General features: G+C 68.3%; 12 protein-coding genes. 9 read left to right on the plus strand and 3 right to left on the minus strand.

Annotated features, from left to right (window positions below; genetic code table 11):
* Positions 1-5 precede the first annotated feature (5 nt).
* Positions 6-998, minus strand: coding sequence for an alpha/beta hydrolase (locus PGN27_RS24130; RefSeq protein WP_335328378.1), 993 nt, complete (start codon positions 996-998; stop codon positions 6-8).
* A gap of 144 nt (positions 999-1,142) precedes the next feature.
* Here PGN27_RS24130 and mqo point away from each other — a divergent pair, with 144 nt between their 5' ends.
* The 9 genes from mqo to PGN27_RS24175 all read left to right on the plus strand — a co-directional run bounded on the left by mqo (position 1,143) and on the right by PGN27_RS24175 (position 12,433).
* Positions 1,143-2,582 carry a malate dehydrogenase (quinone) gene (gene mqo, locus PGN27_RS24135; protein ID WP_335328845.1) on the plus strand — a complete coding sequence of 480 codons (1,440 nt, stop codon included), beginning with the start codon at positions 1,143-1,145 and terminating at the stop codon, positions 2,580-2,582.
* A gap of 13 nt (positions 2,583-2,595) precedes the next feature.
* On the plus strand, positions 2,596-3,060 hold the full coding sequence (locus tag PGN27_RS24140) for a GNAT family N-acetyltransferase (RefSeq protein ID WP_030134978.1): 465 nt from the start codon (positions 2,596-2,598) through the stop codon (positions 3,058-3,060).
* The gene (locus tag PGN27_RS24145) at positions 3,057-4,904 is read left to right on the plus strand and encodes a magnesium chelatase subunit D family protein (protein WP_335328379.1); all 1,848 of its coding nucleotides are present in this window, start codon (positions 3,057-3,059) and stop codon (positions 4,902-4,904) included. Before PGN27_RS24140 ends, PGN27_RS24145 begins: the two co-directional genes overlap by 4 nt.
* Positions 4,905-4,923: 19 nt before the next feature.
* On the plus strand, positions 4,924-5,538 hold the full coding sequence (gene cobO, locus PGN27_RS24150; protein WP_335328380.1) for a cob(I)yrinic acid a,c-diamide adenosyltransferase: 615 nt from the start codon (positions 4,924-4,926) through the stop codon (positions 5,536-5,538).
* Positions 5,532-6,890, plus strand: a complete 1,359-nt coding sequence (locus PGN27_RS24155) for a cobyrinic acid a,c-diamide synthase CobB (RefSeq protein ID WP_335328381.1) — start codon at positions 5,532-5,534, stop codon at positions 6,888-6,890. Before cobO ends, PGN27_RS24155 begins: the two co-directional genes overlap by 7 nt.
* A gap of 19 nt (positions 6,891-6,909) precedes the next feature.
* On the plus strand, positions 6,910-8,136 hold the full coding sequence (gene cobA / locus PGN27_RS24160) for a uroporphyrinogen-III C-methyltransferase (RefSeq protein WP_335328382.1): 1,227 nt from the start codon (positions 6,910-6,912) through the stop codon (positions 8,134-8,136).
* 126 nt (positions 8,137-8,262) lie between these two features.
* Positions 8,263-9,753 carry an MFS transporter gene (locus PGN27_RS24165; RefSeq protein ID WP_335328383.1) on the plus strand — a complete coding sequence of 497 codons (1,491 nt, stop codon included), beginning with the start codon at positions 8,263-8,265 and terminating at the stop codon, positions 9,751-9,753.
* A 205-nt stretch (positions 9,754-9,958) separates the two neighbouring features.
* Positions 9,959-10,630, plus strand: coding sequence for a VOC family protein (locus PGN27_RS24170; protein WP_335328384.1), 672 nt, complete (start codon positions 9,959-9,961; stop codon positions 10,628-10,630).
* A gap of 45 nt (positions 10,631-10,675) precedes the next feature.
* Positions 10,676-12,433 carry a proline--tRNA ligase gene (locus PGN27_RS24175; RefSeq protein ID WP_335328385.1) on the plus strand — a complete coding sequence of 586 codons (1,758 nt, stop codon included), beginning with the start codon at positions 10,676-10,678 and terminating at the stop codon, positions 12,431-12,433.
* Here PGN27_RS24175 and PGN27_RS24180 read toward each other — a convergent pair.
* Together PGN27_RS24180 and PGN27_RS24185 are read right to left on the minus strand one after the other, a co-directional pair.
* Positions 12,430-12,924 carry a ferritin-like domain-containing protein gene (locus tag PGN27_RS24180; protein ID WP_335328386.1) on the minus strand — a complete coding sequence of 165 codons (495 nt, stop codon included), beginning with the start codon at positions 12,922-12,924 and terminating at the stop codon, positions 12,430-12,432. The genes PGN27_RS24175 and PGN27_RS24180 overlap by 4 nt on opposite strands.
* On the minus strand, positions 12,921-13,463 hold the full coding sequence (locus tag PGN27_RS24185; RefSeq protein WP_335328387.1) for a hypothetical protein: 543 nt from the start codon (positions 13,461-13,463) through the stop codon (positions 12,921-12,923). The genes PGN27_RS24180 and PGN27_RS24185 overlap by 4 nt, the downstream gene beginning before the upstream one ends.
* Positions 13,464-13,582 lie beyond the last annotated feature (119 nt).

Consider the following 13,582-nt stretch of genomic DNA (forward strand, 5'->3'; position numbering starts at 1 on the left):
GAGTCCTATCCGGCATGAGGCGCGGTCGATGTGGTCCCGCTCGTCAGATACCAATCCAGCCAGGTATCGAGTTCGCGGTAGGCCGCGGCCCGCGGTTCGGGCAGCGAGAGGAATACGTCGTGCTTGGCGTCGGCGACGGGTACGACCGTGAGCCGATTGCCGATGCAGCCGGCCCAGCGCGCGATCTGGCCGACGTCGAGCACCGCGTCGCCGCGCTGGATCAGGTCCGGGTCGGAGACCTCGGCGACACTGTGGTCCGAGCGCAGGACGAGGCTGGGCACACCGATATCGAGGCCCCGGTGTAACCGTCTCTGCCCCCGCCGGATTGCGTTGATCCAGCCGAAGGTGATCGGGAATCCGCCGACGGGCTTCCAGTCCAGGTTGTAGTCGAACTCACCGGCGAAATCGCGGTGCAGGGTGGTGCCGTAGCCACCCACGCCGGGCTTGCGGACCACCTGCAGCTTGCGGACCCGGGCCAGCGCCATCAGCGCCGCCGAAGTGGGTGGAGTACGCAGGACCGCCGGGCCGTGCAGGTCGAGGAAGGGGCTGTTGAGCACCAGCCCGGTGATCGGGCCGGTGGCGCCGCGGCGGCGCAGCCGATCCAGCCACAGCGAGAGGATCAGTCCACCGGCCGAATGGCCGTACATCAGTACCTGCTCGGCATCGACGGCAGTCAACGCCGCCTGCAGCGCCGGATCGTAATGGGCCAGGTCCGAGGTGAAATGCGGGGTTTGGCCGGCACGCCGCGACCGCCCGCACTTGGGTAGGTCCAGGGCATAACAGGCGAATCCGCGCCCGGCCAGATGGTCGGCCAGCTCGGTATGGAAGAAGTAATCGGTGTAACCGTGCACCACCAGCACCGCGCGTGCGGCTCGCGGCTGCGGACGTCCGCGCGATACCAGCGTCGCCACCAGCTCGCCCTCACCATCGGGGTCGGCACCGAGAGGCAACTGGTGCTGCCAATAGCCTGGCAAGACGTCGGGCTCCCAGCCGGTCACGTCTGCCACTCTAGTGACCGGTACGCCCGAAGGGTCGGCGCGGCCGGGGCGAGCGAGGCCACCGAGCCCGACGACGATAACCTTGTGGTCGTGTCTGACTCGAAGACCGTGAAGACGGACGTGGTACTCGTCGGTGCCGGCATCATGAGCGCCACCCTGAGTGCTCTGCTGCGCCTGCTCGAACCGAACTGGTCGATCACCTTGGTCGAGCGCCTCGACGGTGCGGCCGCCGAGAGTAGCGACCCCTGGAACAACGCGGGCACTGGCCATTCGGCGCTCTGTGAGCTGAACTACACGCCGCAGAATTCCGATGGCACCATCGACATCGCCAAGGCCGTCAACGTCAACGAGCAGTTCCAGGTCTCGCGTCAGTTCTGGACCTACGCCGTGGAGAACGGCGTGCTGCCCGATGTGCGCAACTTCTTGAACCCGATCCCACACGTCAGCTTCGTCGAGGGCGCCGACAATGTCGCCTACCTGCGCGCCCGGTACGAGGCGTTGGTCTCCAACCCGCTGTTCTCGGGCATGGAGTACATCGACGACACCGACGAGTTCGCCCGCAGGCTGCCGTTCATGGCCGCCAAGCGCACGTTCGCCGAGCCGGTCGCACTGAACTGGACCCAATCCGGTACCGATGTCGACTTCGGCTCGCTGTCGCGCCAGTTGATCGGCTACACCGCGAGCCAGGGGATGACCACGCTGTTCGGGCACGATGTGCGCGACCTCTCCAAGGATTCCGACGGCGGCTGGACGGTCAAGGTCGTCAATCGGCGCACCCGGGCCAAGCACAAGATCAAGGCGAAGTTCGTATTCGTCGGTGCGGGTGGCGGTGCACTCCCGCTGCTGCAGAAGGCGGGCATCCCCGAGGCCAAGGGATTCGGCGGCTTCCCCGTCGGCGGTCAGTGGTTGCGGTCGGCCAATCCCGAGCTCACCGCCGGACACCAGGCCAAGGTCTACGGCGCGCCGCCGCTGGGCGCCCCGCCGATGTCGGTGCCTCACCTGGACACCCGGGTGATCAACGGTAAGTCCTATCTGCTGTTCGGGCCGTTCGCCGGATGGTCGCCCAAGTTCCTCAAGCAGGGCAAGGTCACCGATCTGCCGCTCTCGGTCAAGCCCAACAACCTGGCCTCGATGGTGGGTGTCGGACTCACCGAGATGAGCCTGCTGAAGTACCTCATCGGTCAGCTGCTGCTCAGCGAGGCAGACCGGGTCGACGCGCTGCGTGAATTCGCACCCAGCGCAGTCGATTCGGACTGGGAGCTGGACATCGCCGGGCAGCGTGTGCAGGTGATCCGGCGCAAGGGTGCCGGTGGGGTGCTGGAATTCGGCACCACCGTGCTCACCGCCGCCGACGGCAGCATCGCCGGTCTGCTCGGTGCGTCCCCCGGTGCCTCGACCGCGGTGCCGGCCATGCTCGAGGTGATGGAACGCTGCTTCGCCGACCGCTACCCGACCTGGTTGCCCAAGCTCAAGGAGATGGTGCCCTCGCTGGGAACCAAGCTCTCCGGCGAGCCGGCACTGTTCCGCGAGATCTGGGATCACGGCACCAAGGTGCTCAAACTCGATGCACCAGCGCCCGTATGACGGTGAGCTCACCATGACCGTCGCGCTGCGCCGAAATTGGGCCAAGGATCTCGACGCCGCCACCCTCTACGAACTGCTCAAGCTGCGTGTCGAGGTCTTCGTTGTCGAGCAGGCTTGTCCCTACCCAGAACTCGACGGCCGTGACCTGCTCGCCGAGACCCGGCACTTCTGGCTGGAAGGTGAAGACGGACAGGTGATTTCGACGCTGCGATTGATGGAGGAACATCCGGGCGGGGAGAAGGTGTTCCGCATCGGCCGGGTGTGCACCAAACGCAGCGACCGCGGCCGCGGGCACACCTCACGGCTGATGCAGGCCGCGCTCGCCGAGGTGGGTACCTATCCGTGCCGGATCGACGCGCAGACCTATCTGCAGGACATGTACGCCGCACACGGGTTCGTCCGTGAGGGTGAGGAATTCATCGAGGACGGCATCCCGCACATCGCGATGGTCCGCCCCGCGTCAGGAGGGGCCGCGTGACATATCCGTTCAGCGCGTTGATCGGTCACGACCGATTGCGGCTGGCCCTGATCCTGTGCGCGGTGCGCCCCGATATCGGGGGCGTGCTGATCCGCGGCGAGAAGGGCACCGCCAAGTCGACCGCCGTGCGCGCGCTGGCGGCCGTGCTCGCCCACGTGGACGCGGACGCGCGGCTGGTCGAACTGCCGATCGGGGCCACCGAGGACCGCGTCGTCGGATCGCTCGATCTGCAGAAGGTGCTCCGCGAAGGTGAACACGCGTTTTCCCCGGGACTGCTGGCGCGCGCCCACGGCGGTGTGCTCTATGTCGACGAGGTCAACCTGTTGCACGACCATCTGGTCGATGTCCTGTTGGATGCCGCCGCGATGGGCCGGGTGCATATCGAACGTGATGGTGTCTCGCACTCCCATGACGCCCGATTCGTCCTGATCGGGACCATGAACCCCGAAGAGGGCGAGCTGCGGCCGCAGCTGCTGGATCGGTTCGGCCTCACCGTCGACGTGGCGGCCTCCCGCGATGTCGATACCCGCGTCGAGGTGATCCGGTCGCGGCTGGCCTATGAAGCCGACCCGGACGGTTTCGCCGCCGGTTACGCCGAGGCCGATGCCGAGCTGGCCCGCCGCATTGCCGCCGCGCGCGCCGCACTCGCCGATGTGGTGCTGGGGGACAACGAGTTACGACGTATCGCCGCGCTGTGTGCGGCGTTCGACGTGGACGGGATGCGGGCCGACCTGGTGCTGGCCCGCACCGCGGTCGCGCACGCCGCGTGGCGCGGCAGCGCGGTCGTGGAGGAAGAAGACATTCGGGTGGCCGCGGAGCTTGCGCTGCCGCACCGCCGGCGCCGTGATCCGTTCGACGATCCCGGCCTTGATCCCGAGCGGCTCGACGATGCGCTGTCACAGACCGCCGAGGCCCCCGACGAGCCCGAACCCGAGCCGCCCGGTGGCGGCGGGGGATCGGATGCCCCCACGGAAGGGTCGGCCGCACAAGCCGATTCGTCGGACCGCGGTGAGCAGCAGCAGACCGCTCCGCCGCCGACGCGGTCCAGCGCACCGCCGTCGTCGACATTCCGAACCCGCGCCCTGGTGGTCCCCGGCGTCGGCGAGGGTGCTCCGGGCCGGCGGTCCAAGGCGCGCAACCGCACCGGCAGCACCGTCGGGTCCACCGAGGTGGTGGGCGAGGGCCACGGAACTCATGTCTTCGCCACCCTTCTCGCGGCGGTCAACAATCAGCGCCGACCCGGGCGGCCGCAGGTGCAACCCGAGGATGTGCGGCGCGCGGTACGTGAGGGCCGCGAGGGCAATCTGGTGATCTTCGTCGTGGACGCCTCGGGTTCGATGGCGGCGCGCGACCGGATGTCGGCGGTCGGCGGGGCGGCGCTGTCGTTGTTGCGTGACGCCTACCAGCGGCGCGACAAGGTCGCGGTGATCACCTTCCGCGGCGGGCAGGCCGACCTGCTGCTGCCGCCCACCTCCTCGGTGTACATCGCCGGCCGGCGGTTGGCCCGGTTCGACACCGGCGGCAAAACCCCACTGGCGCAAGGCCTGCTGGCGGCGCGTGATGTGGTGGTGCGCGAGAAGGCGCGCGACCGTGCGCGTCGGCCGCTGGTGGTGGTGCTCACCGACGGACGTGCGACCGGGGGACCGGACCCGCTGGGTCGGACCAGGACGGCGGCGCGGATGCTGTTGGCCGAGGGCGCCGCGGCCGTCGTGGTGGACTGTGAGACCTCGTTCGTGCGACTGGGTTTGGCCGAGGAATTGGCGCGTCAGCTGCAGGCCCCGGCGGTCCGGCTCGCGCATCTGCAGGCCGGTGAACTCACCTCGCTGGTCAAGACGGCGGCATGAGGACAACCGAGGAGACCCGATGCCACAGGGACAACCGCTGACAGTGCCCGATGACGGGCTGACCACCAAAGCCCGGCGCAATGCGCCGCTGCTGGCGGTACACACCGGGCCGGGCAAGGGAAAGTCGACCGCGGCGTTCGGGATGGCCTTGCGGGCCTGGAATCAGGGTTTCGACATCGGGGTGTTCCAGTTCGTCAAGAGCGCGAAGTGGAAGGTGGGCGAGGAGAGCGTCTTTCGGGAGCTCGGCAGGCTGCACGACGAGCACGGCGCCGGTGGTCCCGTGCAGTGGCACAAGATGGGCTCGGGCTGGTCATGGACGCGCAAGCACGGATCCGAGGTGGATCACGCCGAGACCGCGCGGGACGGCTGGGCTGAGATCAGCCGCCGAATCGCCGCCGCACAGCACGACTTCTACGTCCTCGACGAGTTCACCTATCCACTCAAATGGGGCTGGATCGATGTCGACGAGGTCGTCGCGACCCTGGCCGACCGGCCGGGTCGCCAGCATGTGGTGATCACCGGTCGCGATGCGCCGCAGGCGCTCATCGACGCCGCCGACCTGGTGACCGAGATGACCAAGGTGAAGCATCCGATGGACGCGGGCCGCAAGGGGCAGCGGGGCATCGAGTGGTAGCTCCAGCGGTCGTCATCGCCGCGCCGTCATCGGGCAGCGGAAAGACCACGATCGCAACGGGTCTGATGGGCGCGCTGCGGCGAGCCGGTCGACGCGTGGCGCCGTTCAAGGTCGGCCCGGATTTCATCGACCCCGGCTACCACGCGCTGGCCGCCGGTGTGCCGGGACGCAACCTGGATCCGGTCCTGGTGGGTGAGCACCTGATCGGACCGCTCTACCGGCACGGTGCCGCGGCGGCCGACATCGCCGTCGTCGAGGGTGTGATGGGCCTGTTCGACGGGCGCATAAGTGCACACCACACCGGTCCGGCGCAGGGCTCCACCGCGCACGTTGCCGCCCTGCTCGGCGCGCCGGTGGTGCTGGTGGTCGATGCCCGCGGGCAGGCGCACAGCATCGGCGCACTGCTGCACGGTTTCTCGACATTCGACAGCTCGATCCGAGTGGCCGGGGTGATTCTGAACCGGGTCGGTTCGGCGCGCCACGAACAGGTCCTGCGCCAGGGGTGTGAACAGGCCGGGGTGCCCGTGTTCGGGGCGATCCCGCGGTCGGCCGAACTGGAGGTGCCCTCGCGGCACCTGGGGCTGGTGACGGCAGTGGAGTTCGGGGCGCTGGCTCAGCGTGCGGTCGCGGCGATGACCGATCTGGTCGCCCAGCACGTCGACGTGGGCGCGGTGGCCGGGGCGGCTACGGCCCATACACACACCCCCGCCTGGAGCCCGGAGCCTGAACACCGTCTCCAGGAGCCGGTCACCATCGCCCTGGCCGCCGGGCGCGCCTTCAGCTTCGGCTACGCCGAGCACCGCGAACTGCTGACCGCCGCCGGGGCGGATGTCGTCGAATTCGATCCGCTCACCGAGCTGTTGCCCGCGGGCACCGCGGGCGTGGTGATCCCCGGTGGGTTTCCCGAACAGTTCACCACCGAGTTGTCGGCCAATACGACCGTGCGGGCCGAGATTCGGGCGCTGGCGGCCGCTGGTGGCCCGGTGCACGCCGAGTGCGCCGGGCTGACCTATCTGATGGACGATCTGGACGGCGCGCCGATGTGTGGGGTCCTCGCCGGTTCGGCATCGTTCACCGAGCGGCTCACATTGGGCTACCGTGATGCCGTCGCAGTGGCCGATTCGTCCATGCACATCGCGGGGGAGAGGGTCAGTGGGCACGAGTTCCACCGGACCGCAGTGACTTTCGCCACAGAATACGAACCGGCGTGGGGATTCGCCGGGACCGGTGGCCGGGACGGTGCGGTGCACGCCGGGGTACACGCGGGCTATCTGCACACCCATCCGGCCGGACATCCGAAGGCGTGCTCGCGCTTCGTCACCGCGGCGGCAACCTTTAAGCTCGGCGGGTGAAGCGCACCCGAGGAGCCCAGTGACAGACAACGCCTACCTTGTCGGTCTGCGTCTGGAGGGCCGCAAAGTCGTCGTGGTCGGCGGCGGCACCGTGGCGCAGCGCCGGCTCCCGCTTCTGGTTGCCGCCGGCGCGGATGTCCATGTCATCACCCTGGCGGCCACCCCGGCGGTGGAAGCCTTCGGTGACTCGTCGGCAACCGTCACCGTGACCCTTCGGGCGTTCCGTGACGAAGACCTCGACGGTGCTTGGTACGCCCTCGCCGCCACCGATGATCCTGAAGTGAACGCCGCGATCGTCGCCGGTGCGGATCGGCGACGGATCTTCTGCGTGCGCGCCGATATCGCCAGGGAGGGCACGGCGGTCACGCCCGCCTCCTTCGAATACGAGGGGTTGTCGGTGGGGGTGCTGGCCAGCGGCGAGCACCGCCGGTCGGCGGCCATCCGCTCGGCCATCCACGAGGCGCTGCAGCAGGGACTCATCAGTGACCGGGAGCGCAACACCGGTGCCGAGGGTGTGACCGTGCACGAGGGGGTCGCCCTCGTCGGCGGCGGACCGGGGGACCCGGAGTTGATCACGGTGCGCGGCCGGCGACTGCTGGCCAACGCCGACGTCGTCGTCGCCGACCGGCTCGCGCCGCCCGAGCTGCTGGCCGAACTGCCGCCCCATGTCGAGGTGATCGACGCCGCCAAGATCCCGTACGGACGCGCGATGGCCCAGGAGGCCATCAACGATGTGCTGATCGACCGTGCGAAGGCGGGCAAGTTCGTCGTGCGGCTCAAGGGCGGCGACCCGTTCGTGTTCGCGCGAGGGTACGAGGAGGTGATCGCGTGCGCCGAAGCAGGTGTGCCGGTGACCGTGGTACCCGGTGTGACCAGCGCCATCGGTGTGCCGGCCCTGGCCGGTGTGCCGGTGACGCATCGGCACATCACCCACGAGTTCGTCGTGGTCAGCGGCCATGTTGCGCCGGGGCACCCCGAATCGTTAGTGAATTGGGATGCGCTGGCCGCGATGTCAGGAACCATCGTGCTGCTGATGGCCGTCGAGCGGATCGAACTGTTCGCTCAGGCGCTGCTGTCGGGCGGCCGACCTGCGGATACGCCGGTGATGGTGGTCCAGCACGGGACGACGGCGGCGCAGCGCACAGTGCGGGCCACCCTGACCGACGTTGCCGAAAAGGTACGTTCGGAGGGGATTCGACCGCCTGCGATCATCGTCATCGGGGCTGTGGCGGCGTTCGGCAGTTAAAGGATTCTTAAGATTACTGTAAGGTAACCCGGTATGACTGCTCTCAACGACGCTGGCCGGAAATCCAGCCGAGACGGTGCAGGCGGCAGCAACCGGGCCCTGCCAGTGCACGTAGGCCGAGGGGATATGCAGCAAAACGGCAAGTCACCGGCGTTCCTGCCGTCCTGGAACTTCATCGCCGCCGTCATCGCCATCGGCGGTATGCAGCTGCTGGCCACGATGGACAGCACTGTCGCCATCGTCGCGCTTCCTAAGATCCAGGACGAGCTCGGTCTTTCCGATGCCGGTCGCAGCTGGGTCATCACCGCGTATGTGCTCACCTTCGGTGGGCTGATGTTGCTGGGTGGTCGCCTCGGCGACACCATCGGACGTAAGCGCACCTTCATCGTGGGTGTCGCACTCTTCACCATCGCCTCGGTGCTCTGCGGTGTGGCCTGGGATGAGGCCACGCTGGTCATCGCCAGGTTGCTGCAGGGTGTGGGTGCGGCGATCGCCTCGCCCACCGGTTTGGCGCTGATCGCCACGACATTCCCCAAGGGACCCGCCCGCAACAGCGCGACCGCCGTGTTCGCCGCCATGACGGGTATCGGCTCGGTGATGGGCCTCGTGGTCGGCGGGGCGCTGACCGAGGTGTCCTGGCGGTGGGCCTTCCTGGTCAACGTGCCGATCGGCCTGGTGATGTTGTACCTGGCCCGCACGCATCTGCGGGAGACCGACCGCGCGCCGATGAAGCTCGACGCGGCGGGCGCCATCCTGGCGACGCTGACCTGTACCGCAGCCGTCTTCGGGTTCTCGATGGGCCCCGAGAAGGGCTGGGCCTCGCCCCTGACGCTGGCATCGCTGGCCGGCGCCGGCATCTTCGGGCTGGCGTTCCTGTACGCCGAACGCACCGCGGAGAACCCGGTCGTGCCGTTCTCACTGTTCCGTGACCGCAATCGCGTCGCCACCTTTGCGGCGGTCTTCCTGGCCGGTGGCGTGATGTTCACCCTGACCGTGCTCATCGGGCTCTACGTCCAGGACATCATGGGCTACAGCGCGCTGCGCGCCGGCATCGGGTTCATCCCCTTCGTGATCGCACTCGGCATCGGTCTGGGCGTGTCCTCTCAATTGGTATCCCGGTTTGCTCCGCGTTGGCTCGTGATCTCCGGCGGCGTGCTGGTGCTTGCCGCGATGATCTACGGTTCGACACTCAACGGCGACATCCCGTACTTCCCCAACCTCGTGCTGCCGATCACCATTGGTGGGTTCGGTATCGGCATGATCGTCGTGCCGCTGACGGTCTCGGCCATCGCCGGTGTGGGCCTCGACGAGATCGGACCCGTGTCGGCCATCGCCCTGATGCTGCAGAACCTCGGTGGTCCCGTGGTGCTGGCGGTCATCCAGGCCGTCATCACCTCGCGCACGCTGTACCTCGGCGGTACCACGGGCCCGGTCAAGAACATGAACGAGGCGCAGCACCATGCGCTGGACCAGGGTTACACCTATGGTCTGCTGTGGGTAGCCGCGGTCGCCGTGGTGGTCGGTGCCGCCGCGTTGTTCATCCGCTACACAGCGGAGGAGGTGGCGCACGCCCAGGAGGTCAAGGACGCCATCGACGCCGGTGAGTTGGAGCACTGACGACGCGAGCGTCGCACAGGCCACCGCCGGAATCTGCAGAGAAATTTTTCCGTCTCGATGTTTGGTTGCATCACGCGGTGGGTAAACCGCTGATGGGAGCCGGTCGCGCCGGTTGTCGTGCGCCCAAAACACAAGCGTGTAATTTCTCCACACCTGTGGATGAAATCTGTGGATAACCTCTACATTCAGTCGAGCAGAGGCAGTCGTGCGTCGTCAGGACATCTGCACCACGGTCGACCCGCTCGGCTGGCGCTTGGCCCTGTCGACCCTGATTACCCACGTACCCGTCGACTCACTGGCGACCGCCGTGCGCGTCGCCGAGCATGCCGTGAACGCCCTGAACACGGACGCTGCCGGACATCTGAGCGTCGATCTGAGCGAGGACCGGGTGGTGCTGCGACTGCAGGACCGGGCGACTGGGACGATCACCGAACCGGATGTGAGGTCGGCCGGCCGGATCACCGGCGCCCTGTCGGAAGCGGGATGGGACACGGTTGCGGGCGACGCGGCGATACCGCCGCAGATCCTGGAACTCGCCATCGACGCGCTCGATATCGCGTCGGTGCGCCCGTTCTGGCGGGCGATCACCGGCTATGCCGACCTCCCGGATGCGACGTACCTCCCGCCGGGGGCACTGGTCGACCCGTTGGGCCGCGGACCGACGATCTGGTTCCAGCAGATGGATTCGCCACGCCCGCAACGTAACCGGATTCATCTGGATGTCGATGTCCCGCCCGAGCATGCCGGCGCTCGCATCGAGGCGGCGCTGGCCGCAGGCGGGCGGCTCGTCTCGGATGCCGCTGCACCGGCGTTCTGGGTGCTCGCCGACGCCGAGGGCAACGAGGCCTGCATCTGCACCTGGCAGGGCCGCGACTGAAACGGATTGTCGGGCTACGGTGCGGCACGGCTAGGCTGACCGCTCGTGATCACCCGTATGTCCGAGCTGTTCCTGCGCACTCTGCGTGACGACCCTGCCGACGCCGAAGTCCCCAGCCACAAGCTGCTGATCCGCGCGGGCTATGTGCGGGCCGTCGGACCGGGCATCTACAGCTGGTTGCCGCTGGGCCTGCGGGTGCTGCGCAAGATCGAGAACGTCGTGCGCAGCGAGATGAACGCCATCGGCGGCCAGGAGATCCTGCTGCCCGCACTGCTGCCGCGCGCACCGTATGAGACGACCAACCGCTGGACCGAGTACGGCGACACGTTGTTCCGCCTCCGGGACCGCCGCGACAACGACTATCTGCTCGGCCCGACGCACGAGGAACTGTTCACCCTGATGGTCAAGGGGGAGTACTCCTCGTACAAGGATCTTCCGGTCCTGCTGTACCAGATCCAGACCAAGTATCGAGACGAGGCCCGCCCACGCGCAGGGATCCTGCGCGGCCGCGAATTCGTCATGAAGGACTCCTACTCCTTCGATCTCGACGACGACGGCCTCAAGACCGCGTACCACCACCATCGCGAGGCCTACCAGCGCATCTTCAACCGGCTCGGGATCGACTACGTGATCGTCTCGGCGGTGTCCGGAGCGATGGGCGGCAGCGCGTCAGAGGAGTTCCTGGCCGAGAGCGAGGTCGGTGAGGACACCTTCGTCCGCTGTGTCGAATCGGGCTATGCCGCCAACGTGGAGGCCGTCATCACCCGGGCGCCGGATACGCTGCCCATCGAGGGGCAGCCACCCGCGCAGGTGCACGACACCCCCGACGCCCCGACCATCGCGACCCTGGTCGACTGGGCGAACTCGGCCGGACTGCCCCAGTTCGGCGATCGGGCGGTCACCGCGGCCGACACCCTCAAGAACGTCCTGCTCAAGACCCGCCAGCCCGGCGGCGAATGGGAATTGCTGGGCATCGGCGTGCCCGGGGACCGCGAGGTGGACGAGAAACGCCTCGGCGCGGCGCTGGAGCCCGCCGAGTTCGCCCTGCTCGACGATGCCGATTTCGCCGCCAATCCGTTCCTGGTCAAGGGATACGTGGGTCCGAAGGCGCTGCAGGACAACGGTGTCCGATATCTGGTCGATCCGCGGGTGGTATCCGGTTCGTCCTGGATCACCGGAGCCGACGAGCCCAACAAGCACGTGGTGGGGCTGGTCGCGGGCCGTGATTTCACCCCCGACGGCACCATCGAGGCCGCCGATGTGCGCGACGGTGATCCGTCCCCCGACGGCGCCGGTGTGCTGACGTCGGCCCGGGGTATCGAGATCGGCCACATCTTCCAGCTCGGTCGCAAGTACGCCGACGCCTTCAGCGCCGATGTGCTCGGCGAGAACGGCAAACCGGTGCGCCTGACCATGGGGTCCTACGGTATCGGCGTGTCCCGACTGGTCGCCGTGATCGCCGAGCAGCAGCACGATGAGATCGGGCTTCGTTGGCCGGCCTCGGTTGCGCCTTTCGATGTGCACGTCGTGATCGCCAACAAGGATGCCGGTGCGCGCGCCGGCGCCGAAGAACTGGCCGGCGAACTGTCCAGGCTGGGATTTGAGGTGCTCCTCGACGACCGCACCTCGTCACCCGGGGTCAAGTTCAAGGATGCTGAACTCCTCGGCATGCCCTGGATCGTGGTGGTCGGTCGCGGTTGGGCCGACGGTGTGATCGAACTGCGCAACCGGTTCACCGGCGAGGCCCGTGAGCTGGCCGTCGCGGGTGCGGCGGCCGAGGTCGCAGCCAGCCTGAACGGCTAACCGCCCTGTTCGGAACCGCCGGGGAACGCCACCGTCACCGGCGGCACCCCCAGGATGCTGCGCCACCGCGCGGCCAGCACCGCGGCCTGCGTCATGGCGGTCAGCGCAAAGGTGCGGTCCTGGGGATCCGCGGCCTGTTCCAGCACCGCCCGCCAGGCGGTGGCCGTGTCGGCCTCCATGCGCACGGCCAGCTCGGCGGCGTCGCCGGGATCGGCGACCTCGGTCGGTAGCTGATAGCCCGGTGCGGGAAGGGGTGCGGTGACCCGGCGACCGGCCAGTATCTCCAACGCCTCCTCGCGCCGTTGCCGGTGCTGGGCCATCGCCTCGGCGACCAGCCAATTGTCCTCCGGCGTGGAGTGCGCGGACACGATGCCGTAGCCATAGATCGCCCCGTGCTCGGTGGCGACCGCGTCGAACCATGCCGCGGCGGCGGGATCCTCCGGGCGGTCCGGGTCCGGGGTCGGCTCGGGAGCCGTGTTCGGAGCTGTCATGGTTTCTCGTCTCCGCCGAGCGCCACCAGATACGCCGCGGTGCAGGCCGCCGAGATGGAACCGAACAGTCCGGCGCGATAGCCGGACAGCTTCTCGGCCGCGCGGGCGGCTTGCTCCGCGGATCCGCGGAGTTGCTCGACGACCTTGGCGACGGTAGGGGCGGTATCCGGGCCGGGCGCCGTCGTCGCCGTGGTCGGATCGGTGCTGGTCGCGGACGCCGGGCCAGCACCCCCGGTCAGCCTGGTGATCTCGGCAGCCAGTGCGTCGGCGTGGGCCGAACGTTCGGCGGCGATCGAGGTCAGCGCGGCGACCAGCGACTGACGCGCTGGTCCGGTCATCGCTGTTGCCGCATCACCGGCCAGTTCGCTGTCGGAGCGGGCCCGGTCGAATCCGGTCTGCAGGTCGTCGAGATCGGCGGGCGGCGGCGCAGGTGTGCAGGCGGTGGCCGAGCCGAGCATTCCGAGAGCGACGCCGGCCGGCAGGGCGCCGAGCAGCAGCCGCCGCCGACTCAGGATGGGCAGGGCGCTCGGCACGCCCACATCCTGCCATGTGGGGTCGGGCCGCTCGTTTGGTGATTGTCGCGTCGCGGCTGGCGTATCGTTTGGTAGTTGATTCTCCGGCCGTGCCGGTCGGAGGTTGTCCGCACAACTCAAGATGA

Source organism: Mycolicibacterium neoaurum (assembly GCF_036946495.1).
In the GTDB taxonomy this organism is placed as follows: domain Bacteria; phylum Actinomycetota; class Actinomycetes; order Mycobacteriales; family Mycobacteriaceae; genus Mycobacterium; species Mycobacterium neoaurum_B.